The sequence below is a fragment of the Stenotrophomonas sp. Ps181 genome, from assembly GCF_025697425.1.
GTDB lineage: Bacteria > Pseudomonadota > Gammaproteobacteria > Xanthomonadales > Xanthomonadaceae > Stenotrophomonas > Stenotrophomonas sepilia.
This window is the reverse complement of record NZ_JAHWBI010000003.1, coordinates 42,091-64,108: the sequence shown is the minus strand read 5'-3', so window position 1 is coordinate 64,108 and position 22,018 is coordinate 42,091. Positions and strand designations below refer to the sequence as shown.

The 22,018-nt window shown below is 67.8% G+C and carries 18 protein-coding genes; 6 read left to right on the top strand and 12 right to left on the bottom strand.

Annotation, left to right across the window (positions count from 1 at the left end):
• Positions 1-68: 68 nt before the first annotated feature.
• Positions 69-1,194, bottom strand: a protein-coding gene (gene prfB / locus KXV01_RS07240) for a peptide chain release factor 2 (RefSeq protein WP_099479803.1) whose coding sequence is annotated in 2 segments (ribosomal slippage) — positions 69-1,118 and positions 1,120-1,194 — 1,125 coding nt in all. Because the reading frame shifts where the segments join, the coding sequence is not laid out codon by codon here.
• Positions 1,195-1,263: 69 nt separating this feature from the next.
• Positions 1,264-2,124: a LytTR family DNA-binding domain-containing protein gene (locus tag KXV01_RS07235; RefSeq protein WP_049441139.1), complete on the bottom strand. Its 861-nt coding sequence runs from the start codon at positions 2,122-2,124 to the stop codon at positions 1,264-1,266.
• Between the two features lie 175 nt (positions 2,125-2,299).
• Between KXV01_RS07235 and KXV01_RS07230 the strand changes: the two genes are divergently transcribed.
• A complete protein-coding gene (locus KXV01_RS07230; RefSeq protein WP_099487485.1) occupies positions 2,300-3,499 on the top strand; it encodes an acyltransferase family protein in 1,200 nt (399 codons plus the stop codon).
• A gap of 102 nt (positions 3,500-3,601) precedes the next feature.
• On the opposite strand, the gene KXV01_RS07225 is transcribed toward KXV01_RS07230, so the two are convergent.
• The gene (locus KXV01_RS07225) at positions 3,602-6,514 is read right to left on the bottom strand and encodes a VIT domain-containing protein (RefSeq protein ID WP_263467638.1); all 2,913 of its coding nucleotides are present in this window, start codon (positions 6,512-6,514) and stop codon (positions 3,602-3,604) included.
• 142 nt (positions 6,515-6,656) lie between these two features.
• Positions 6,657-8,414 (bottom strand): single-stranded-DNA-specific exonuclease RecJ, encoded by a 1,758-nt coding sequence (recJ, locus tag KXV01_RS07220; protein WP_111097146.1) that lies wholly within the window; start codon positions 8,412-8,414, stop codon positions 6,657-6,659.
• Positions 8,415-8,572: 158 nt separating this feature from the next.
• Here recJ and KXV01_RS07215 point away from each other — a divergent pair, with 158 nt between their 5' ends.
• Positions 8,573-9,613 carry a DUF1176 domain-containing protein gene (locus tag KXV01_RS07215; protein WP_111097147.1) on the top strand — a complete coding sequence of 347 codons (1,041 nt, stop codon included), beginning with the start codon at positions 8,573-8,575 and terminating at the stop codon, positions 9,611-9,613.
• Between the two features lie 115 nt (positions 9,614-9,728).
• Here the strand turns inward: KXV01_RS07215 and KXV01_RS07210 are convergent, their stop codons facing one another.
• The 5 genes from KXV01_RS07210 to dapB all read right to left on the bottom strand — a co-directional run bounded on the left by KXV01_RS07210 (position 9,729) and on the right by dapB (position 16,670).
• Positions 9,729-10,646, bottom strand: coding sequence for a phosphoglycerate mutase (locus tag KXV01_RS07210; RefSeq protein WP_263467637.1), 918 nt, complete (start codon positions 10,644-10,646; stop codon positions 9,729-9,731).
• 4 nt (positions 10,647-10,650) lie between these two features.
• Positions 10,651-11,127, bottom strand: a complete 477-nt coding sequence (greA, locus tag KXV01_RS07205; RefSeq protein ID WP_005409483.1) for a transcription elongation factor GreA — start codon at positions 11,125-11,127, stop codon at positions 10,651-10,653.
• Positions 11,124-14,366 carry a carbamoyl-phosphate synthase large subunit gene (gene carB, locus KXV01_RS07200; RefSeq protein ID WP_111097148.1) on the bottom strand — a complete coding sequence of 1,081 codons (3,243 nt, stop codon included), beginning with the start codon at positions 14,364-14,366 and terminating at the stop codon, positions 11,124-11,126. Before carB ends, greA begins: the two co-directional genes overlap by 4 nt.
• A 147-nt stretch (positions 14,367-14,513) precedes the next feature.
• Positions 14,514-15,641: a glutamine-hydrolyzing carbamoyl-phosphate synthase small subunit gene (gene carA, locus KXV01_RS07195; protein WP_049441159.1), complete on the bottom strand. Its 1,128-nt coding sequence runs from the start codon at positions 15,639-15,641 to the stop codon at positions 14,514-14,516.
• 309 nt (positions 15,642-15,950) lie between these two features.
• Positions 15,951-16,670: a 4-hydroxy-tetrahydrodipicolinate reductase gene (dapB, locus tag KXV01_RS07190; protein ID WP_099487494.1), complete on the bottom strand. Its 720-nt coding sequence runs from the start codon at positions 16,668-16,670 to the stop codon at positions 15,951-15,953.
• Between the two features lie 213 nt (positions 16,671-16,883).
• Between dapB and KXV01_RS07185 the strand changes: the two genes are divergently transcribed.
• Complete coding sequence (locus tag KXV01_RS07185; protein ID WP_049416279.1) at positions 16,884-17,345, top strand: DUF4304 domain-containing protein; 462 nt, start codon at positions 16,884-16,886, stop codon at positions 17,343-17,345.
• Positions 17,346-17,430: 85 nt separating this feature from the next.
• Here the strand turns inward: KXV01_RS07185 and KXV01_RS07180 are convergent, their stop codons facing one another.
• From KXV01_RS07180 to KXV01_RS07170, 3 genes are read right to left on the bottom strand one after another with little or no spacing between them, the layout of a single operon-like run.
• On the bottom strand, positions 17,431-17,676 hold the full coding sequence (locus tag KXV01_RS07180; protein ID WP_049416281.1) for a DUF6587 family protein: 246 nt from the start codon (positions 17,674-17,676) through the stop codon (positions 17,431-17,433).
• Positions 17,676-19,541, bottom strand: coding sequence for a ferrous iron transporter B (locus KXV01_RS07175; RefSeq protein ID WP_164284480.1), 1,866 nt, complete (start codon positions 19,539-19,541; stop codon positions 17,676-17,678). Before KXV01_RS07175 ends, KXV01_RS07180 begins: the two co-directional genes overlap by 1 nt.
• Positions 19,538-19,792 (bottom strand): FeoA family protein, encoded by a 255-nt coding sequence (locus tag KXV01_RS07170; RefSeq protein WP_005416370.1) that lies wholly within the window; start codon positions 19,790-19,792, stop codon positions 19,538-19,540. The genes KXV01_RS07175 and KXV01_RS07170 overlap by 4 nt, the downstream gene beginning before the upstream one ends.
• Positions 19,793-19,911: 119 nt before the next feature.
• Between KXV01_RS07170 and KXV01_RS07165 the strand changes: the two genes are divergently transcribed.
• From KXV01_RS07165 to KXV01_RS07155, 3 genes are read left to right on the top strand one after another with little or no spacing between them, the layout of a single operon-like run.
• Positions 19,912-20,700, top strand: a complete 789-nt coding sequence (locus tag KXV01_RS07165; RefSeq protein ID WP_049416286.1) for an enoyl-CoA hydratase/isomerase family protein — start codon at positions 19,912-19,914, stop codon at positions 20,698-20,700.
• A gap of 2 nt (positions 20,701-20,702) precedes the next feature.
• A complete protein-coding gene (locus KXV01_RS07160) occupies positions 20,703-21,104 on the top strand; it encodes a VOC family protein (RefSeq protein ID WP_164284484.1) in 402 nt (133 codons plus the stop codon).
• Positions 21,101-21,997, top strand: a complete 897-nt coding sequence (locus tag KXV01_RS07155) for a hydroxymethylglutaryl-CoA lyase (protein WP_263467636.1) — start codon at positions 21,101-21,103, stop codon at positions 21,995-21,997. Before KXV01_RS07160 ends, KXV01_RS07155 begins: the two co-directional genes overlap by 4 nt.
• Positions 21,998-22,018: the final 21 nt, after the last annotated feature.

Sequence of the window (22,018 nt, the reverse complement as noted above, 5' to 3'; positions counted from 1 at the left end):
ACAAAAAACCAGTTCAGCCACCCTCGGCGTTGCGCGCGAGGGTGATGATCTCCACGCAGGCGCGTCGATCAGGCATCGACGCGCTTGGAGCCCACGGCCAGGCCGGCCTTCAGGCTGGCCTCGACGAACTCGTCCAGGTCGCCGTCCAGCACCTTCTGCGTATCCGAACGCTCGATGCCGGTACGCAGGTCCTTGATACGGCTCTGGTCCAGCACGTAATTGCGGATCTGGCTGCCCCAACCGATGTCGGACTTGGTGGCTTCCACCGCATCCTTCTCGGCGTTGCGCTTCTGGATCTCCAGCTCGTACAGCTTGGCCGCCAGCATCTTCATCGCGTTGTCGCGGTTCTGGTGCTGGCTGCGGCCGGTCTGGCAGGCCACGACGATGTTGGTCGGGATGTGGGTGATACGCACCGCCGACTCGGTCTTGTTGACGTGCTGGCCACCGGCACCGGACGAACGGTACACGTCGGTACGCAGGTCGGCCGGGTTGATGGTGATGTCGATGTTGTCATCGATCTCCGGCGACACGAACACCGAGGTGAAGCTGGTATGGCGGCGGTTGTCCGAGTCGAACGGCGACTTGCGGACCAGGCGGTGCACGCCGGTCTCGGTCTTCAGCCAGCCGTAGGCATAGTCGCCTTCCACGCGCAGCGTGGCGGACTTGATGCCGGCGACGTCGCCACCGGAGACTTCCATCAGCTCGGTCTTCCAGCCGCGCGACTCGCACCAGCGCAGGTACATGCGCAGCAGGATCTCGGCCCAGTCCTGGGCTTCGGTGCCACCGGCACCGGCCTGGATGTCGACGAACGCGGCCGCATTGTCCATCTCGCCGGAGAACATGCGCTGGAACTCCAGCTTCTCCACGTGCGCCTGGTGCTTGTCCAGATCGGCAACCACGGCCAGTGCGGTCTCCTCGTCCTGCTCGGACTCGGCCAGCTCCAGCAGTTCGGTGGCGTCGTTCAGGCCATCGAGCACCGAGGCGATGCCGCCCACGGTCTTTTCCAGGCTGGAACGCTCGCGGCCCAGGTTCTGGGCGTACTCGGCGTTGTTCCAGACATCGGGGCTTTCCAGCTCCCGCGTTACTTCTTCAAGACGCTCTTTCTTGGCGTCGTAGTCAAAGATACCCCCGAAGCGACAGCACGCGATCAGTCAGATCGGTGATGCGCTGGCGGACAGGATTCAGTTCGATCATGTCGGCGGTTATGCATTCAAAAGATGACTGGTAATGATACCGCAGGCCGGGGATGCCCGGAATGAGGCCTCACCCTGCCCCCAGCGCCTGCCGCAGCAGCGGCAACTGGCGCCGGCTGCAGGGCACTTTCGCCCCGTCGGCCATGTGCAGCAGGGCCTCGCCACCGTCCAGCGGCTCGATCGAGCGCAACTGGCCGCGGTGGATCAGCCAGCTGCGGTGCGGGCGCAGGAACTCGCCCGGGTCCAGCCGCTGCTCCAGCGCCGCCATGGTGATCCGCAGCGGATAATCGTGGCCGCGCACCCGCAGGTTCACGTAATTCCCCGCCGCCTGGGCGTACTCCACGTCGGCGGTGGCCACCAGGAATTCCTTGCCCAGCTTGCGCACCAGGAAGTGCTGGGGGCGCTCGACCGGCTCCACCGGCGGCCCGACGTCGGGCTCGGCCAGCAGGCTCGCCTCGCCCTGCCTACGCCTGCCGAACCAGCTGGCAAAGTGCTCAAGCGCCACGAACATCGCGAACGTGCGCACATCCTTCAGATACTCGTAGGCAAAACGCTCCAACAAACCGGCGTCGTCCTGGTAGCGGTAGCCCAGCGACGCGTAGGCCACATGCCGCAGCAGGATCATCCCCGCCACATGCAGCAACGACCAGCCGACACTGGCCAACAGATACAGCGGCAGCCGCCGCGTCCAGGTGTCGGCGTGCAGCGGCCAGCGCTCGCAGCCCCACCACAGCAGCGGCAGGGTCAACAGGACCAGGCCGAGGCTGCTGAACTCCCAGACCATTGGCTCCCACAGCCCGAGATCGGCGCCGCGGCGACTGGCGTCCATCACTTCCACCAGCGCATTGGTCACTGCTGAAGCCGACAGGACCGCCGCCCAGACCAGCAGGCGGGTTGACGTGCGCCAGCGCGGTGGTCGGCCCTGGGTCATTGCTGCATCCATGTCGTTGCGGTGCTCCAGCCTGCCTCAAGGGACCAAGGGTAGCGGCTCCATTGGTCCCGCCACCCCCGCCATTGGTCACTGCGCGGGTTCCGGCGGCCCCTCGGCAGTGGCTGCACGGGCCGGGCGGCGTCACCTTGGCTCGACCTTCCGGCACACCACTTCCATGACCCGACGCCACGACATCGACGCCCTGCGCGTGTTCGCCTTCGCCCTGCTGATCCTCTACCACACCGCCATGGCCTACGTGGACGACTGGGGCTTTCACCTCAAGAGCGTGCATACCGCCGAATGGCTGCAGTGGCCGATGCTGTTCGTCAACCGCTGGCGGATGTCGCTGCTGTTCCTGATCTCGGGTATCGCCATCGCCCTGATGCGGCCGGAAGGCAGGTTGCTGCGCTTCGCCGCCCTGCGCACCTGGCGGCTGCTGCTGCCGCTGCTGTTCGGCATGTTCGTGATCGTGCCGATCCAGCCCTATTGCGAAGGCGTGGCCAACGGCCACGTGGCGCCCGGCTTCGGCCACTTCCTGCTGCGCTACTGGCAGGTGCGGCCGTGGCCGGAAGGCAGCTTCGCCGGCTGGCAGTACGGCATCACCTGGAACCATCTGTGGTACTTGGCCTATCTTTGGAACTACACGCTGGCCTTGGCCCTGTTGATGCCATTGCTGGGAACGGCGGTGGTTCGCCGCGCGATGGCGCTCTGCGCAGCATCGCCTGTGCTGCTGATCGGCCTTCCGTCCGCCCTGCTGCTGGCCTGGGTGATCTGGCTGGAGCCGATCTACCCGTCCACCAACGCCCTGCTCAGCGACTGGTACCAGCACGCGAAGTACGCAACGGTATTCCTGGCGGGCTACCTGCTGGGTCGTGAGCCGGTGTTCTGGGAGCGCGTGGTCGCCCTGCGCCGCACCACGCTATGGCTGGCACTGGCTGCCGTTGGCTGGTATCTGGGGTTGCGCATCCTCGGCCAGGTGCTGCCCGCCGATTCCCCGCTGCGGCAATGGCCCGAACCGTTCTGGGACCTGCAGGGCCGGGCCAGCCAGTCGCTGTACGTCTGGACCGCGCTGCTGAGCATCCTCGGCTGGGGCAAAGTCTTCCTCGACCGCCCGTTCCACTGGCTGCCGTACTGCACCGAGGCGATCTATCCGTGGTACATGCTGCACCAGAGCCTGATCATCGCCCTGCTGTTCTGGCTCAAGCCACTTCAGTTGGGCCCATGGCTGGAACCGGCGCTGCTGCTGGGTGGCACCGTCGGCAGCTGCCTGCTGATCCATGAGCTGCTGATCCGCCGCGTGCGCTGGCTGCGGCCGCTGTTCGGCCTGCGTGCGAATCCGCCAGCGTCGCCGGTTGCACACGCTGCTCGGTTGTAGAGCCGAGCCCGCGCTCGGCTGCCTCTGCCATGAGCCGAGCATGGGCTCGGCTCCATACCAAAGCGGTCGAGCAGGCCCGACTCCACATACGTCTGGGATCGATCAACGCACCTCGAACTCGCCCACAAGCACGGTTTCCGCGCGGTCCTTCAGCCGCATCGTCACCATCTGGTCCTTCTGCTTGGCCGTGCCCCAATGGGTGGTCAGGCGCAGCATCAGGGTCGTAGCGCCGGTCACCAGCTGCTGGCGGTTGCCGAAATAGTTTGCCTCCACCTTGTACTTGCCGGGCTTGGCATTGCGCAGCGAGAACTGCTCGGGGCCGTAGCCGCCGGTGAAGTCCTGCGACACTTGCCCGCCCTGGTAGGTCAGCCGGTTGCCGTAGTACGCGCGCTCGCCGTTCGGGTCGGTCACCCACAGGTCCATGTCGCTGTTGTCGGCGTCCCACGACAGCACCACGCGCAGGTCCAGCGGCATCGGCTGCAGCAGGCGCGGGTCGATGCCGGTGGTATCCAGCCGGGGCGTGCTGCCGGCCACCAGGTTGGTCAGCTCATCCAGTGCAATCAGGGCGATGCCATCGAAGCGGCTGTCCCACGGCCGCACCACCACCTGGTACAGCGGCGCCAGCGCCTGCTGTGGCTTGCCTGCCGCTGCCAGCGCCAGGCCCAGGTCGCGGAAGCTCTGCGGTTCTTCCTGGCCCATCGCCAGCACCTGCTCGAATACCGGCACCGCCAGTGCGGGCGCGTCGGCCTGCATCAGCCGGTAACCGAGCACGCGCAGCAGGTGGCGGTTGTCCAGATCCATCTCTGCCAGATTCGACAACACGCGCAGTGCCAGCTCGCGCTGGCCCTGCTCCAGCAGCAGGTCGGCAACATCGAGGAAGAACGCGCTGCTGTCGGCATGGGCATCGCGCTCGGCCAGATAGCGGCCATAGAGCTGCGACGGCGGCCCCTGGCGCAGGCGCCGGGCGATGGCCGAGTCCGGCTGCCAGGCCGCCAGCTGGATGCCGAGCTGGCCGTCGTTGGCGGCCAGCTCGGCATCGACCGTGCCGCCGGTGACCACAATCGCATCCAGTGCGTTCTCCGACGCGGGCGCCGGACGACGCGCGCGTGCGCTGCTGGCCTGCATGCGCTGTTCTGCCGCTGCGGCCATCGGTGCAGGCGCGGGCGGTGCCGCGGGCGCAGGGGCTGCCAGCATCGCCACGGGGGCGGATTCGGCTGCAGAGTCTGCGGATGCAACCTCCAGCACCATTTCCTTGGCCTGCGGCGGCGCATCCTTCGGCCAGCTACGGCTCCACCACTGCTGGCGCTCCTTCCAGCGGGCGGCCACTTCATCCAGGCGCTGGCGATCAGCAGCGGCGCGATCCCTTACCTGCACTGCAAACCTGGCGTCGTACTCGGCGCGCAGCCTGCCGGACGGACGGATCGCATAGCGCAGGTAGTCCTCCAGCGTCTCCAGCACGATCAGCGAGGTATCCGGCCCCACCAGGCCAAACTGCTGGGACAGGCGCTGCATCGCCTCGCGGTTGCCACGGCGGTCGGCGGCCAGCTGCTGCAGGCGCGCCTGCGCCCACAGGCCGGACAGCAGCTCTCCGTCGTCGCTCTTCTGCGTGGCGGGCAGCGCCTGCCATTCGCCGCCACCCACGCGCACCCGCATCGGCACACCGTCGGCCGCCAGTCGTGCATGCAGCCACAGCCAGCCCTGGGCTTCACTGCGACGATCGATCACCACGTCCTGCACGCCGCGCCCCGCATCGACCTGCACATCCAGCGGCGACGACAGCAGCGCGCGCGCCGCCGAATCGACATCCTTGCCCAGCGCAACGAAGCGGCCGCCATGCGCCTCACTCCAACCACGCAGCCGCACGACATCAGTGCGCGCACCGGCACTGCTGACCGCAAACAGGCGCTGATCCGGCGCCATCGCCGGCAGCTGTTCCGGCCCATAGGTCAGCAGGCCATCGCTGACCAGCAGGTATTCCTTCACGCCCGGCTGCGGCTGCCACTGTGCCAGCGCGCTGGCACCGTCCGGGCGCACGGCCTGCAGGGCTGCGCGCAGTTCACTCCAGTTGCCGGCGCGGATGCGGAACCGGCGTACCGGCTCGGCGCGGTCGCGCAGCACGGTCAACGCCACGGTGCCGTCACCCAGCGCTGCGAAGTAACGGTCCAGCAGTGCGAACTCGCGCGTGCGATCGCGCTGGCCCGCCGAACCGGAGCCGTCCCACAGCAGGCCGATCTCCCTGGGCAACGTGCGCGGCGTGCTGCTGGCCGCCACCGGCAGCTGCGCCAGCAGGTAATGGCCGTCCTGCCAGGGCGCCACCTGCACCTGCGCCTTGCGGGCTGCCGGCAGGCTCCACTGCAGCTGCTTCGGCAACTGCGCACCCTTGCCCTGCCACAGCAGCTGGCCCGCGCTGATGCGGAACGGCGCCGCACCTGCAGTAGTCGCGCCGGGGGCCTGCAGTTTCAGTTCAACCGAGGCTGCAGCGGCGGCAAACTGCAGCGGCAGCGTCCACTGCCAGCCTTGGCCGGCGAAGGCCAACGGCTCGCGAATCACCAGCTGCACGCGGCGGCTGCCGCCGGCCGGCAGCGGATAGATGCGCAGACGGAACTGGTTGCCGGCGGTCTGTTCCAGCAGGCCCGGATCAACGCCACGGCGGGCAATCTCCTCGAACACCTGGCGGCCGCGGTCCTTGGGCACAGGCACCGCGTCACGCATCTCGCCGTTGATATCCAGCGCGAAGCCGGTGATCTGCTGGCCATCAGCCAGCGGGAACTGCAGCTCACCCTCCAGCACGCGCCGGTTCGGGTTGTGGAATTCCAGGGTGATCCGGGTCTGGGCGATGCCGGCCTGGACCTCGCCTTCGATGCGGGCGTGTCGTAATTGGACCGGCTGCTCAGCCGCCGGCGCGATCAGCAGCGGCGTGGCGGCCTGCGGCCGGGAGATCGTCGGCGACTGTGCGCCAACGGGCCAGGCCACAAGGGCCAGCAACAACACAGTGCAGCAACGGGCGAAGACCATGACCGGACTCCAGTGGGATCGTGGACCTTTGAACGCACCAGCAGCCGTAACGGGGTTGGGAAACCCAAAAAGGGGACGGAGGGGATTAAGTCGCAACTGGCAAACGAGGCAAAAGCGGCTTAATCCCCTCCGTCCCCTTTTTCTATGCGCTCAGGCAGTGCTCCACGATCAGCTGGATGGCGCTGCCGCCGCGATAGTCGTCGCAGGCGAGACGATAGGCCAGGTGGACGTGACGTGATGGCGCGTTGCCGTGCCAGCCGCCGAAGTGGATCGCGTTGATCGTGCCGGGCACGCCCGGCAGGCGCAGTTCCAGCTTCAGGTGACGCTCCTTCAGCACGCGCCAGTTGGCCACTTCGAAGTGGCCATCGAACAGTGGCTCGGGGAAACCCTGGCCCCACGGCCCGGCCAGGCGCAACGCATCGGCGTGGCGATGGTCCAGCTCGTCCGCGGCCAGTTCGCCGTCGCTGAGCACCTGCTGCTGCAGTGCCGCCGGATCGAGCATCTCCAGCACCACCGCGACGAAGGCGGCCTTGAAGTCATCGACGTGGTCACGCCGAAGGCTGAGCCCGGCCGCCATGGCGTGGCCACCGAAGCGTTCGACCAGGCCCGGATGGCGCGCATCGACCAGCGCCAGGGCGTCACGGATGTGCAGGCCGGGAATGGAGCGCGCCGAGCCTCGCAGGGTGTCGGCGCCGGGTTCGGCCGGAGCGAAGGCGATCACCGGGCGATGCAGGCGATCCTTCATCTTCGACGCGACCAGGCCGACCACGCCCGGATGCCAGTCAGCATCGAACAGGCAGGCCGCCACCGGTCGCTGACCGGCCATGTCCAGCACCACCCGGGTCAACGCCTGCTCGGCGTCATCGGTCATCGACTGCTGCACGGCGCGCCGTTCCGAATTGATCTGCTCCAGCGTCTGCGCGATCTCGCGTGCCTGGCGCGGGTCTTCGGTCAGCAGCAGCGCGATGCCCAGCGCCATGTCTTCCAGCCGGCCCGCGGCATTCAGGCGCGGGCCGAGCGCGAAGCCGATGTCGGTGGCTGTGAGGCGCGCGGCATCACGGCCGCTGGCTTCGATCAGCGCACGCAGGCCGACACAGCCCTGCCCCGCGCGCAGGCGGCGCAGGCCCGCGCTGACCAGTGCGCGGTTGTTCGGATCCAGCGCCACCAGGTCGGCGACGGTGCCGACCGCCACCAGGTCCAGCAGCGTGGTGAGGTCTGGCCCCTTGCCATCGGCGAAGACGCCGGCCTCGCGCATCTGCCGGCGCAGCGCCATCAGCACGTAGAAGATCACGCCGACGCCGGCCAGCGACTTGCTGGGGAAGGCATCACCGTCGAGATTGGGATCGACGATGACATCGGCCGGCGGCAGCTGCGGCCCGGGTAGGTGATGGTCGGTGACCAGCACCTGCCAGCCGCGCGCCTTGGCCGCGGTGACACCGGCATGGCAGGCAATACCGTGGTCGACCGTGACCAGCAGGTCCGGCTGCAGCGTGGCCAGCTCTTCCACCAGCGACGGTGACAGGCCATAGCCATGCACCATGCGGTTCGGCACCGCGTGGAAGACGTGTTGCGCGCCGAGCATGCGCAGGCCACGCACGCCGACTGCACAGGCGGTGGCGCCATCGCAATCGAAATCGCCAACCACCAGGATGCGCTTGTCGTTGGCGATGGCCTCGATCAGCAGACCCACCGCATCATCGATGCCGGTCAGCAGCTCAGGCGCGTGCAGATTGCCCAGCTTCGGCTGCGCCAACTCCGGTGTAGCTGCGCCACGGCTGGCATAGAGCCGCGCCAGCAACGGCAGCGTGCCGTCCGGCCAATTGCCGGCTATTACCGCATCGCGGCGGCGGATCATCGGCGTATCAGGGGACGGCTGCGCAGCATCGGCGGCAAGGGACATCGGCATCGCCGGTTACGAAAGACCCGCACATCATAACGTGCACCGCTCCCCCGGTCGGCTGCGGCTGCTGACGAGGCACCTTGGCTCTCCGGCCAGCAGCATTCGGATTTCACGACCGCATCTTCCATGCTTGCCTGCCCTGGAACGGACTTCCATCCATGACCCGCACCCTGCTGACCGCGCTGATGGCACTCACCGTGGCCCCGGCCGCCCACTCCGCCACGCCTGAGGCCAGGCCCGGGGTCGAATTCGAACACAACGACTGGTCGCTGGCCTGTGACAACACCCGCACCTGTCGCGCCGCCGGCTACAGTCCGGAACAACCCGGCAACCTGCTCAGCCTGATGCTGGAACGCACGGGCGGCCCGGGTACGAAGGTGCTCGCGCGGCTGCGCAATGGCGAGGATGGCGAAAGCGCGACGCCGGCCGGGGCGCTGCGCCTGCGCCTGAACGGCAAGGACCTGGGCCCGGTGCGCGACACCGGCGACGGGGACAGAGTGTTGTTGCAGCAGGCACAAACCGATGCACTGGTCGCCGCACTGCCGCGCCAGGCACGCATCGAGATCATCGACGGCAAGGGCAAGGCGTGGCCGATCTCCGACAGCGGTGCAGCGGCCGTACTGCTGAAGATGGACGAGGCCCAGGGCCGGCTGGGCACGCCCGGTGCGCTGGTGCGGCGTGGCGACAAGCCCGAAGCGAGCGTGCCTGCGGCATTGCCGGTGCCGGTGATCATGCGCGGCACGCTGGTGGCACCGCGCGCCTCGGACGCGGCGCTGGCGAAGGCACCGGGCCTGCGCAAGGCGCTGATTGCCAGCCTGCCGAAGCCGGATGAGTGCGGTCGCCTGAGCGATGGCGAGGAAGATGAGATCGAGATCCAGCGGCTGGACGCCCAGCATGTGCTGGCAAGCACCCGCTGCTTCGTGGGTGCCTACAACTTCAGCAGCGGCTACTGGGTAGTGCAGGACAAGGCGCCGTACGAAGCACGCTTCGTCACGTCCGATGCGGAAGACTTCGATCGCGACGACGCTACGTTGAGCGGTCGTTTTCGCGGGCGCGGCGTCGGCGATTGCATCTCCGCCAATGACTGGGTGTGGGACGGGGAGCGCTTCGTGAAGAGCAGCGATTTCACGACGGGCCAGTGTCGCAATATGCTCGGCGGGCACTGGACACTGCCGACGGTGGTCAGCGAGGTCCGTTGAGGCGCCGCTACCTGCGGTAGGGCCGGCCGCTGGCCGGCAACCCCGGCATACCCTTGGGAGGCAGCGCCGTTTTCCGATGGAAAACGGATCCGACCCCGCTCGGCCGAGGCCCCGCTCAGTCGTGCAGCTGGCGCGGCTTCTTCCAGAACTGCCAGCGCTGGCCTCGATCCAGCTGGAACTGCAGGCCGTCCTCGAAATCCAGCACCAGCCGCTGCAGCTCGCCGCGCTTCAGCGCGGCCAACAGCGGACGGATCGCATCATTGCCGAGCTGCTGCAGAGAGCGCAGCTGGCGCAGATCGACCAGTGCATCCACCGCCTGCTCGCCATCCACGGCTACGCCAGCCGCCAGGGCCAGGCCCTGCAACAGCGCGTCGCGGCTGCGCACCTGCGCGTGTGGGGTGCTGACCGACACCGGCATCACGCCACCGCCCCAGAACCACAGCGAATTGATCGGCTGCTGTCCCTGCGCGGCGCGCTGCTGGTTCCAGGAATGGTTGTGCAGCAGCACCTGCGCCTCGGTCATCAGCGCCCGCCAACGGCGGCCGCCCTCGCCTTCCGGCAGGTGCGAGAACAGGTCATCGCCGAGGACCTCGTCCGGACTGCCGAAGTCTGGCAGCACCAGGTCGATCGGAAGCCGCAGGTACCAGCGCGACGGGTCCGGTGCGTCAAGCACGAACCCGGCATCGGCAAACAAGGGCTGCAGCACCGGCAGCAGGGCCAGGCTGTCGGCCAGCGTCGGCCGCAGCGTTTCGCCGTAGGCCATCATCCGCGCGCCATGCATGTCCGGCACCATGCAGGCCGGATCGGCACGCAGCCAGCTGGCGCCGGCGGCATCGCCGACGTCCCGCTGGCGGGTCAGCGCGGCCACCGGCCAGTGCGGCGCGGCAACCGAGAAATGGCGTGCCAGCTGCGCGCGTTCGCCTGGCGCGACCTGCACCGTGGTGGCACGGCCGAGCGCACGTGCCACATCGTCCGGCAGCGCAGCCGCGGCAAAGCGGCTGCGTGCAGGCAACAGCAGGGTCGCCGTCGCCACGTGGTCAGTCCACGTAGCTGACGCTGACGATCTCGTACTCGCGCTGGCCGGCCGGGGCGTCGATCACGATCGAATCGCCTTCCAGCTTGCCGATCATCGCGCGCGCCACCGGCGAGGAAATCGCGATCAGGCCCTGCTTGATGTCCGCCTCCAGGTCACCGACGATCTGGTACTTCTTCTCTTCGTCGGTTTCCACGTCGGCCAGGGTCACGCTGGCGCCGAACACCACCTTGGAGCCGGCATTGAGCTTGCTCACGTCGATGATCTCGGCATGCGACAGCTCGCCTTCCAGCTGCTTGATGCGGCCCTCGATGAAGCCCTGTTCCTCGCGCGCGGCGTGGTACTCGGCGTTCTCCTTCAGGTCGCCATGCTCGCGCGCTTCGGCGATCGCGGCGATCACCTTCGGGCGCTTGACCGACTTCAGGTGATCCAGTTCGTCTCGCAGCTTCTGCGCGCCCTTCATGGTGATGGGGGCTCTCATGCATTCAACTCCTTGTGCAGCTCCTGCAGCGACCAGACAGGGCCGGTGCCGCGGAATTCCAGTGAATCCACCAGCGCCTTGGCGCCGGCTATGGTGGTCGAGTAGGTGACGCGATGCTGCAGCGCCTCGCGGCGGATCGAGAACGAGTCGTTGATCGCCGAACGACCTTCGGTCGTGTTGACGATGTAGACGATCTCGCCGTTCTTGATCGAATCGACGATGTGCGGACGGCCTTCGACCACCTTGTTGATGATCTCGCAATCCATGCCGTGCTGCTGCAGCCACGCAGCGGTGCCACGGGTGGCAACCAGGCTGTAGCCACGCGCCAGCAGCGCCTTGGCCACCGGCAGCACGCGCTTCTTGTCCGGGTCGCGCACCGACACGAAGGCCTTGCCGACCGGCGGCGCCTTGATGCCGCCGGCTTCCTGCGCACGCGCGAAGGCGGCGTTGAAGGTGCGGCCCACGCCCATCACCTCACCGGTGGAGCGCATCTCCGGCCCGAGGATCGGATCGACGCCCTGGAACTTGGCGAACGGGAAGATCGCTTCCTTCACCGAGTAGTAGTCCGGCACGATTTCCTTGGTCGCACCCTGCTCGGCCAAGGTCTTGCCGGCCATGCAGCGGGCGGCGATCTTGGCCAGCGCCATGCCGGTGGCCTTGGACACGAACGGCACGGTGCGCGAGGCACGCGGGTTCACTTCCAGCAGGTAGACGGTGTCGGCACCTTCGTCGCTGGTCTGGATCGCGAACTGGGTGTTCATCAGGCCCACCACGTTCAGGGCCTTGGCCAGCTCCACCACCTGGCGGCGCAGTTCGGCCTGGGTTTCAGCCGACAGCGAGTACGGCGGCAGCGAGCACGAGGAATCGCCCGAGTGTACGCCGGCTTCTTCGATGTGCTCCATCACGCCACCGATCAGGACGTTGCCGTCCTTGTCGGCGATGATGTCGACGTCGCACTCGACGGCGTTGTCGAGGAATCGGTCCAGCAGCACCGGCGAATCGTTGGACACCTTCACCGCGTCGCGCACGTAGCGGGCCAGGTCGGCTTCACCGTAGACGATTTCCATCGCACGGCCGCCCAGCACGTAGCTCGGGCGCACCACCAGCGGGTAGCCGATCTCGCGGGCCAGCAGCAGGGCTTCCTGGTCGTTGCGGGCGATGCGGTTCGGCGGCTGCTTCAGGCCCAGCGTGTCGACCAGCTGCTGGAAGCGCTCGCGGTCTTCGGCCAGATCGATCGAGTCCGGGCTGGTGCCGATCACCGGCACGCCGTTGGCTTCCAGCGCGCGCGCCAGCTTCAGCGGGGTCTGGCCGCCGTACTGCACGATCACGCCCTTCGGCTGTTCCAGTTCGACGATTTCCAGCACGTCTTCCAGGGTCAGCGGTTCGAAGTACAGGCGGTCGGAGGTGTCATAGTCGGTCGACACGGTCTCCGGGTTGCAGTTGACCATGATGGTTTCATAGCCATCCTCGCGCAGCGCCAGCGCCGCGTGCACGCAGCAGTAGTCGAACTCGATGCCCTGGCCGATGCGGTTCGGGCCACCGCCGAGGATCATGATCTTGTCGCGGTTGCTCGGCGCGGCCTCGCACTCGTCCTCATAGGTCGAGTACAGGTAGGCGGTACCGGTGGAGAATTCACCGGCACAGGAGTCCACGCGCTTGTAGACCGGGCGCACCTTGTGCGCACGCCGCAGCGCGCGGATGGCGGCTTCGTTGGTGCCGGTCAGCTGCGCCAGGCGCGCGTCGGAGAAGCCGGCGCGCTTCAGCTTGCGCAGGCGTGCGGCGTCCAGCGCGTCGATGCCACCGGCAGCGACTTCGCCTTCCGCCGCGATGATTTCCTCGATCTGGTCCAGGAACCAGTGATCGATGAACGACAGTGCGTAGATCTCTTCCACGCTCATGCCGGCGCGGAACGCATCGGCCACATAGAACAGGCGCTCCGGGCCTGGGGCCTTCAGCTCGCGGCGCAGGGTCTGCAGGTCGTCTTCGCTGCCCAGGTCCAGGCCGGTCGGGTCGAAGCCGACCTTGCCGGTCTCCAGGCCACGCAGGGCCTTCTGCACCGACTCTTGGAAGGTGCGGCCCATCGCCATCACCTCGCCCACCGACTTCATCTGGGTGGTCAGGCGCGCATCGGCCGCCGGGAACTTCTCGAAGGCGAAGCGCGGGATCTTGGTGACGACGTAGTCGATGGACGGCTCGAACGAGGCCGGGGTCAGGCCGCCGGTGATTTCGTTCTTCAGTTCGTCCAGGGTGTAGCCGACGGCCAGCTTGGCGGCGACCTTGGCGATCGGGAAGCCGGTGGCCTTGGAAGCCAGCGCCGAGGAACGCGACACGCGCGGGTTCATCTCGATGACGACCACGCGGCCGGTCTTCGGGTTGATGCCGAACTGCACGTTCGAGCCACCGGTATCGACGCCGATCTTGCGCAGCACGGCGATGGAGGCATCGCGCAGGCGCTGGTATTCCTTGTCGGTCAGGGTCTGTGCCGGCGCCACGGTGATCGAGTCACCGGTGTGCACGCCCATCGGGTCCAGGTTCTCGATCGAGCAGACGATGATGCAGTTGTCCGCGGTATCGCGGACCACTTCCATCTCGAATTCCTTCCAGCCCAGCACCGACTCTTCCACCAGCACTTCGGTGGTCGGCGACAGCTCCAGGCCGCGGCTGACGATCTCGACCAGCTCTTCGCGGTTGTAGGCGATGCCGCCACCGCTGCCGCCCAGGGTGAAGCTGGGGCGGATGATGGTCGGATAGCCGACGCGGGTCTGGATTTCCAGCGCTTCGTCCAGGGTGTGGGCGACGGCGGCGGTCGGGCACTCCAGGCCGATCTCACCCATGGCCACGCGGAACAGCTCGCGGTCTTCGGCCATGCGGATCGCTTCGCGCTTGGCGCCGATCAGTTCGACGTTGTACTTCTCCAGCACGCCGTTGTCGGCCAGATCCAGCGCGCAGTTCAGCGCGGTCTGGCCACCCATGGTCGGCAGCAGCGCATCGGGCTTTTCCTTGGCGATGATCTTCTCGACCGTCTGCCAGTTGATCGGCTCGATGTAGACGGCGTCGGCCATCTCCGGGTCGGTCATGATCGTGGCCGGGTTGCTGTTGACCAGCACCACGCGGTAGCCCTCGTCGCGCAGGGCCTTGCAGGCCTGGGCGCCGGAGTAGTCGAACTCGCAGGCCTGGCCGATGACGATCGGGCCAGCACCGATGATGAGGATGGTCTTGAGGTCAGTGCGCTTGGGCATTTTCTTCTCTAAGTCAGTACAGCGTGACAAGGGGGAGTGATCGCACGCTGTCGATCAGGAATCTTGATCCGCAGCGCCGCGCCAGTGGCAGCAGCGATGCGGGGTTTACGGTCCATCGCGACGCCACCGGGGCCGGCGGCGTACTGATCACGCCTTGGCCTGCTCCATCAGCGCCACGAAACGGTCGAACAACGGACCGACGTCGTGCGGGCCCGGGGATGCTTCCGGGTGGCCCTGGAACGAGAACGCCGGCACGTCGGTGCGGGCGACGCCCTGGTTGGTGCCGTCGAACAGCGAACGGTGGGTCACGCGCAGGGTCGGCGGCAGGGTTGCTTCATCGATCGCGAAACCGTGGTTCTGCGAGGTGATCATCACCCGCCCGCTGTCCAGGTCCTGCACCGGGTGGTTGGCACCGTGGTGGCCGTGGCCCATCTTCATGGTCTGCGCGCCCGAGGCCAGGCCCAGCAGCTGGTGGCCCAGGCAGATGCCGAAGGTCGGGATCTTCACGTCGATGAAGGTCTTGATCGCGTCGATGGCGTAGTCGCACGGTTCCGGGTCACCCGGGCCGTTGGACAGGAACACGCCGTCCGGCTTCAGTGCCAGTACTTCGGCGGCCGGGGTCTGCGCCGGCACCACGGTCACTTCGCAGCCGCGCTCGGCCAGCATGCGCAGGATGTTGGTCTTCACGCCGAAGTCGTAGGCCACGACCTTGAACCGGGCCGGCACGCTGACGAAGGCATTGGCATCCAGGTCCAACTGGCCCTCGGTCCAGGTGTAGGTCTTCTCGGTAGTGACGACCTTGGCCAGATCCATGCCCTTCAGCCCCGGGAACTTGCGGGCAGCTTCCAGTGCCTTTTCCACGTCGATGTCGCCGGCCATCAGCGCACCGTTCTGCGCGCCCTTCTCGCGCAGGATGCGGGTCAGCTTGCGGGTGTCGATGCCGGCGATGGCGACCACGCCACGCTGGATCAGCCAGTCCTGCAGCGACACCTGGCTGCGCCAGTTGCTGGGACGGCGCGGAACGTCGCGCACGATCAGGCCGGCCGACCACACCTTGGACGCTTCATCGTCCTGGTCGGTCATGCCGGTGTTGCCGATATGCGGATAGGTCAGCGTGACCATCTGCCGGGCGTAGGACGGGTCGGTCAACACTTCCTGATAGCCGGTCATGGCGGTGTTGAACACCACTTCACCGACGGACAGGCCGGGCGCGCCTACGGATTCGCCCTCGAATACGGTGCCGTCTTCGAGGACGAGGATTGCGGCTTGGGTCACGGGAATCTCACTTTGGCTACCGAGGGGGCTGCCGAAGTCACGCCTGCGCTTCACGGAAATCCGGTTGCAAAAAAGCGCGGACGTACGGTCTGGGACCGGTCCGGCTTTCGTGATTCGGCGAGTGCGAATTGTAGCGCTGCCGGGGCGCTCGCGCCAGCGGTTATCGCGCTTCATGAACAGGCGATTGCGCATTCATTTCAATCCGGCCGCGTATGCGGCACCCGCTACCGGGTAGTGCCGGCCGCTGGCCGGCAATCCCTTTGGCGTCCCGTAACCCAAGGTTGCCGGCCAGCGGCCGGCACTACCGCCTCACGCCAGCAGGTCCCGCACCCGGTAGCTGCCGGGGGCCCGGCCCTGCAGCTGGCGGGCGGCGAACAGGGCGCCGCGGGCGAAGATGTCGCGGTTGGTGGCCCGGTGTACCAGCTCGATGCGCTCGCCCAGCCCAGTGAACTGCACCAGATGCTCGCCAACGATGTCGCCAGCACGCAGGCTGGCGTAGTGCGGCTCCGCCCCGCCCCGCTGCGCGGCCGCGCCCAGGGTCAGCGCGGTGCCCGAAGGTGCGTCCTTCTTCTGCGTGTGGTGCGATTCGACGATATCGCAGTCCCAGCCGGCCAGCGCCTGTGCCGCACGCTCGACCAGCTCGTCCAGTACCGCCACGCCCAGGCTGAAGTTCGAGGCCCAGACCAGCGGAATCTTCGCCGCTGCCGCATCCAGCGCCTGGCGCTGCGTGCTGGAAATGCCGGTGGTACCCGACACCAGCCCTGCCCCGCGATCCACGCACAGCGCCAGCAGCGGGTCGAAGCCCTCCGGCAGGCTGAAGTCGATCGCCACGTCGAACACCGGCGCACCGGGCAGTTCGCTGGCCGCGAAGAACGGCACGCCGTCGACCACGCGCTGCGCCGGCGCACGGCCGGTCACCGCAGCCACGATCTGCAGGGTATCGGGATGTTCGGCGGCCAGCCGCAGCAGGGCCTGGCCCATGCGCCCGGAGGCGCCGTGAATGAGCAATCGCAGGGGAGTCTGGTTCATGTCTGAAGGCTAGCGGCAGCACGCCCGCTCCGGCAAGCGCCATCGCTGCGATGCTGCATGCCCCTCGCGCGATGGCGCGCATTCCTCGCGACGTGCGGCGTCATCTGCACGCCTCTGTCAGCCCGCGCGACACCGGCGGTGACGGGTTTGCCACTGGACGCGGCAACGCTCCCCTTCAAGTCTGTGGCCCTTCCCTCAGCCCGGGCACAACCCATGAAATCCTCGACCGTCTTCAGCAAATGCGCCAGGAAGACCGGTTATGCCGGGACGTCGACCACGCGCTACCGCTTGCTGGATGCCGCCCTGCTTGTCGTGAATCACCAGCGCGCCAGCGAAAGCCGGGGCTTTTATGTGAATGCTGGACTCTACTTTCCAGAGCTGCTCGCGTATCCCCTCGCGCCTGACGATCTTGAAACGGCTTTCCGGTACCGCTCCAGCATTCCCACGCCGCATGTCGACTGGCGGATCGAAGAAACGCCGGGCCTGCGCCGGACCTTCATCCAGCAGGATCTTGATGACCTGCTGGAGGCCGGTAACCGCGACGCGTTGAAGGCCCTGCTGCTCGATGCCCTGGCCGACGTGGCCGGTTTCGCAGCAGCCCATGGAAACCGCGAATCGGTGCGGCGATTGAATCAGGACGGGAACTTCCGCGCGATCATCCGCAGAGAGGTCTGAACCCCGGCGCGTGCGAACCAGGGTTCGCACCCACAGGTGGAAAGTTCGCACCCTCCGGACAGCCGCCGTCGAGCATGGCTCGACGCTACTTCTTGGTCGGCCCGCAGCTGTCGCAACCGCCACAGGCGCCGCCGCCTCCACTGGCCGGCGGCGCGACCCTGCGCCCCAGTGCCTGCAGCCAGGCCGCGCGCCCCGGCTTCAGCAGGGCCAGCGCCAGCGTCCCGCGCAGCGTGCGCACGGTGCCCGGGAACTGCTTCTTCAGCACCACCCAGGCACTGACCAGCACGGCCACCGCGATGATCAGGTACTGGATCAGCAGGCCGGTATCCATCAGCCGCCTCCCAGCGCCCTGGTCACCTGGTAGGTGATCAGCGCGGCCACATAGGCCGCAGCAAACAGGTAGAACGCGGCAAAGCCCATCTGCTTCCACGAGTTGGTCTCGCGCTTGATGGTAGCCAGCGTCGAGATGCACATCGGGGCGTAGATGTACCAGACCAGCAGCGACAGGGCCGTGGCCAGCGACCAGCCATCGCTGATCAACGGGGTCAGCGCCTGGCTGGCGGCATCGTCATCGGCGGCCGACAGCGCATACACGGTGGCCAGCGACGACACCGCCACCTCACGCGCGGCCAGGCCCGGAATCAGCGCGATGCAGATCTGCCAGTTGAAGCCCAGCGGTGCGAAGAACACCGCCATCGCATGGCCGATCCGGCCGGCGTAGCTGTAGTCGATGGCCGGCATCGTGGCATCGGCCGGTGCCGCCGGGAACGACAGCAACACCCACAGCAGGATGGTCAGCGCCAGGATGATGCCGCCGACACGCTTGAGGAAGATCATGCCGCGCTCATACAGGCCGACCGCCAGGTCACGCACATGTGGCAGGCGGTACGACGGCAGTTCCAGCATCAGTGGATGCTCGCTCTTGTCGCGGCGCCACTTCTTCATGATCCACGACATCGCCAGCGCACTGAGGATGCCGGCCGCGTACAGGCCGAACAGGACCAGGCCCTGCTGGTTGAACACGCCCCACACCGTCTTCTGCGGAATGAAGGCACCGATCAGCAGCGCGTACACCGGCAGGCGCGCCGAGCAGGTCATCAGCGGTGCGACCAGGATGGTGGCCAGGCGGTCGCGCGGGTCCTGGATGCTGCGCGTGGACATGATGCCCGGCACCGCGCAGGCGAAGCTGGACAGCAGCGGGATGAACGAGCGGCCGGACAGGCCGGCGGCGGCCATCATGCGGTCGAGCAGGAACGCCGCACGTGGCAGGTAGCCGGATTCCTCCAGCACCAGGATGAAGAAGAACAGGATCAGGATCTGCGGCAGGAACACCACCACGCCACCGACGCCGGCGATGATGCCGTCGGTCAGCAGGCTGGCCAGCGGACCCTCCGGCAACACGCTGCCAACGAGAGAACCGAGCCAGGCGAAGCCAGCCTCGATGCCATCCATCAACGGCGTCGCCCACGCGTACACCGCCTGGAAGATCAGGAACATCACCACCGCCAGGCTGATCAGCCCGAACACCGGGTGCAGCAGCCAGCGGTCCAGCGCGTCGTCGATCTTCGCGGTCCGCGCCGGCATCCGCACGGCCACCGACAGGATCTCGCGCACCTTGGCGTGGTAGTCGATGCCACCTTCCGGGCCCGGCACCGGCGCATCCAGGTGCGGCACCATCGCATCGAGGCGCTCGACCAGGGCCCTGGCACCCTGCTTGCGCACCGCCACGGTCTCCACCACCGGTACGCCCAGCTCGCGCTCCAGCGCGGCCACGTCCACCTGGATGCCACGGCGCTGGGCCGCATCGACCATGTTCAGGGCGACCACCATCGGCTTGCCCAGCTCACGCAGCTCAAGCGCGAAGCGCAGGTGCAGGCGCAGGTTGGTGGCGTCGATCACGCACAGCAGCACGTCCGGCGCAGCTTCACCCGGGTAGAAGCCCCGGCACAGGTCACGGGTGATCGCCTCGTCCAGGCTGGCCGGATGCAGGCTGTAGGCCCCCGGCAGGTCGAGCACGGCGAATTCGCGGCCGGACGGCGCACGCAGGCGGCCTTCCTTGCGCTCTACGGTGACGCCGGTGTAGTTGGCGACCTTCTGCCGGCTGCCGGTCAGCTGGTTGAACAGCGCGGTCTTGCCGCTGTTGGGGTTCCCGACCAGCGCGATGCGCAGCGGTGCGGCGGAGACAGTAGCGGTCATGCACGTCGTTCCTGGCTGGCGGCGTCGACCACGACGCGCTTGGCTTCACTGATCCGCAGCGCGAACCGGGTGAACCCGACCTGCACCAGCAGCGGTTCGCCTCCCACCGGGCCCTTGGCCACCAGGCGTACTTCCTCGCCATTCACGAAACCCAGCTCGCGCAGGCGACGGGCAATGGCATCGTTGGCATGCAGGTCCTGCACGGACTCGACCACGGCCGAGGTGTGCAGCGGCAGTTCGGACAGCGTCATCTAGCGTGTTCTCTGCTGGATGTAAATGGTTCTCGATTCTAACATTCCCGCGTCGCGTCATGGCCCATGACCAATGGCCCGCTATGATCCATACAGGTATGGAGTGACCCTGGAATCCCATGAACGATGCTTTGCAGATCGAGCGCCGCGGCGCCGTCCTCACCCTCTGGCTGAACCGGCCGGAGCTGCACAACGCCTTCGACGCCAGCCTGATCGCCCGGCTGACCGCCGCGCTGGAGGCCGCCGGACGCGACGAATCGATCCGGGCCGTGGTGGTGGCCGGCCACGGCGCCTCCTTCTCGGCCGGTGCCGACATGCAGTGGATGCGCGGCATGGCCGCCGCCAGCGAGGCCGACAACCGCGAGGACTCGCTGGCCCTGGCGCGACTGATGCGCACCCTGGACGAGCTGCCCAAGCCGACCCTGGCCCGGGTCCATGGCGCGGCCTTCGGTGGCGGCGTCGGCCTGGTCGCCTGCTGCGACATCGCCATCGCAAGCAGCTCGGCGCGCTTCGGCCTGACCGAAAGCCGCCTGGGCCTGCTGCCCGCGGTGATCTCGCCCTATGTGATCGAGGCCATCGGTCCGCGCCAGGCCCGTCGCTGGTTCGCCACCGGCGAGCACTTCGATGCCGAGACTGCGCTGCGCATCGGCCTGGTCCACCAGCTGGTCGAGCCCGAGCGCCTGGACGAGGCGCTGGAGCGCCAGCTGGCCCTGCTCGACAAGGCCGGCCCGATCGCCTCGTCCACCGCCAAGCAGCTGGTCCGGCAGGTCCGCGACAGCCATGACCGCGACACCCTGGATCGGGATAATGCGGCCCTGATCGCGCGCCTGCGGGTGTCCGCCGAGGGCCAGGAAGGCCTGGGCGCCTTCCTCGACAAGCGCGCCCCTCACTGGGTCACGGAAGCCTGAACATGCTCGATCATCTTGGTTTGACCAGCGCCGACCTGGCGCGCAGCAGGACCTTCTTCCTGCAGGCACTGGCGCCGCTGCAGATCGGCGTGGTGATGGAAGTGAGCGCCGAACAGACCGGCGACCACGACCACATCGGCTTCGGCAGCGACGGCAAGCCGTTCTTCTGGCTCGGCAATGGCGGCACCGCCAGTCACGGCGTGCACGTGGCCTTCGCCTGCGCCAGCCGCGCGCAGGTGGACGCCTTCCACGCCGCCGCCCTCGCCGCCGGTGGCCGCGACAACGGCGCCCCGGGCCTGCGCCCGTGGTACCACCCGGATTACTACGCCGCCTTCGTGCTCGACCCGGACGGCAACAACATCGAGGCGGTCTGCCACCGCCCCGCCGATGGGACAGCCGCATGAGCGATTACGTCCGCATTGTCGAGGTCGGCCCGCGTGATGGCCTGCAGAACGAAAAGCAGTTGGTGTCCACCGCCGACAAGATCGAACTGATCAACCGCCTGTCGGCCACCGGCCTGCGCAGCATCGAGGCGACCAGCTTCGTCAGCCCGAAGTGGATTCCGCAGCTGGCCGATGCCGCCGAGGTCTACGCCGGCATCCAGCGCCGCCCCGGCATCCACTACCCGGTACTGGTGCCGAACGAACAGGGCTACGACCGCGCCCGAGCGGTCGGCGTCGAGGAGGTGGCGGTGTTCACTGCCGCGTCCGAGGCGTTCAACCGCACCAATACCAATGCCAGCATCGACGCGTCGCTGGCCCGGTTCGAGCCGATCCTGCGCCGCGCAGCCGCCGATGGCGTGCGCGTGCGCGGCTACGTCTCCACCGTGCTCGGTTGCCCCTACCAGGGCGAGGTGCCGCTGGCCGACGTGGTGCGCGTGGCGCGCGCGCTGCACCAGATGGGCTGTTACGAAATCTCGCTGGGCGACACCATCGGCGTCGGCACCCCGCGCAAGGCACGGGCGATGCTGCAGGCGGTGGCGGCCGAGATTCCGATGGAAGCCTTGGCCGTGCACTTCCACGACACCTACGGCCAGGCCATCGCCAACATCGCCACCTGCCTGGAAGAAGGCGTGCGCGTGGTCGACAGCGCCGTGTCCGGCGCCGGTGGCTGCCCGTATGCCAAGGGTGCCAGCGGCAACGTCGCCAGCGAAGACGTGGTCTACCTGCTGCAGGGCCTGGGCCTGGACAGCGGCGTGGACCTGCCGGCACTGGCCGAGACCGGCCGCTGGCTGGCTGGCCTGCTCGGTCGCGCCACCGCCAGCCGCACCGGGCAGGCGCTGGCCGCCGCAGGTTGACCGTCGCGCTGCGCCGCCCTG

Excerpts from the sequence above, each read along its gene's own strand:
- KXV01_RS07175 (WP_164284480.1), bottom strand. The coding sequence starts at position 19,541 with ATGACCGCTACTGTCTCCGCCGCACCGCTGCGCATCGCGCTGGTCGGG.
- KXV01_RS07165 (WP_049416286.1), top strand. The coding sequence starts at position 19,912 with ATGAACGATGCTTTGCAGATCGAGCGCCGCGGCGCCGTCCTCACCCTC.
- KXV01_RS07155 (WP_263467636.1), top strand. The coding sequence starts at position 21,101 with ATGAGCGATTACGTCCGCATTGTCGAGGTCGGCCCGCGTGATGGCCTG.
- KXV01_RS07215 (WP_111097147.1), top strand. The coding sequence starts at position 8,573 with ATGACCCGCACCCTGCTGACCGCGCTGATGGCACTCACCGTGGCCCCG.
- dapB (WP_099487494.1), bottom strand. The coding sequence starts at position 16,670 with ATGAACCAGACTCCCCTGCGATTGCTCATTCACGGCGCCTCCGGGCGC.
- KXV01_RS07170 (WP_005416370.1), bottom strand. The coding sequence starts at position 19,792 with ATGACGCTGTCCGAACTGCCGCTGCACACCTCGGCCGTGGTCGAGTCC.
- carB (WP_111097148.1), bottom strand. The coding sequence starts at position 14,366 with ATGCCCAAGCGCACTGACCTCAAGACCATCCTCATCATCGGTGCTGGC.
- KXV01_RS07160 (WP_164284484.1), top strand. The coding sequence starts at position 20,703 with ATGCTCGATCATCTTGGTTTGACCAGCGCCGACCTGGCGCGCAGCAGG.
- greA (WP_005409483.1), bottom strand. The coding sequence starts at position 11,127 with ATGAGAGCCCCCATCACCATGAAGGGCGCGCAGAAGCTGCGAGACGAA.
- KXV01_RS07230 (WP_099487485.1), top strand. The coding sequence starts at position 2,300 with ATGACCCGACGCCACGACATCGACGCCCTGCGCGTGTTCGCCTTCGCC.
- KXV01_RS07225 (WP_263467638.1), bottom strand. The coding sequence starts at position 6,514 with ATGGTCTTCGCCCGTTGCTGCACTGTGTTGTTGCTGGCCCTTGTGGCC.
- KXV01_RS07180 (WP_049416281.1), bottom strand. The coding sequence starts at position 17,676 with ATGGATACCGGCCTGCTGATCCAGTACCTGATCATCGCGGTGGCCGTG.
- KXV01_RS07185 (WP_049416279.1), top strand. The coding sequence starts at position 16,884 with ATGAAATCCTCGACCGTCTTCAGCAAATGCGCCAGGAAGACCGGTTAT.
- KXV01_RS07235 (WP_049441139.1), bottom strand. The coding sequence starts at position 2,124 with ATGACCCAGGGCCGACCACCGCGCTGGCGCACGTCAACCCGCCTGCTG.
- recJ (WP_111097146.1), bottom strand. The coding sequence starts at position 8,414 with ATGTCCCTTGCCGCCGATGCTGCGCAGCCGTCCCCTGATACGCCGATG.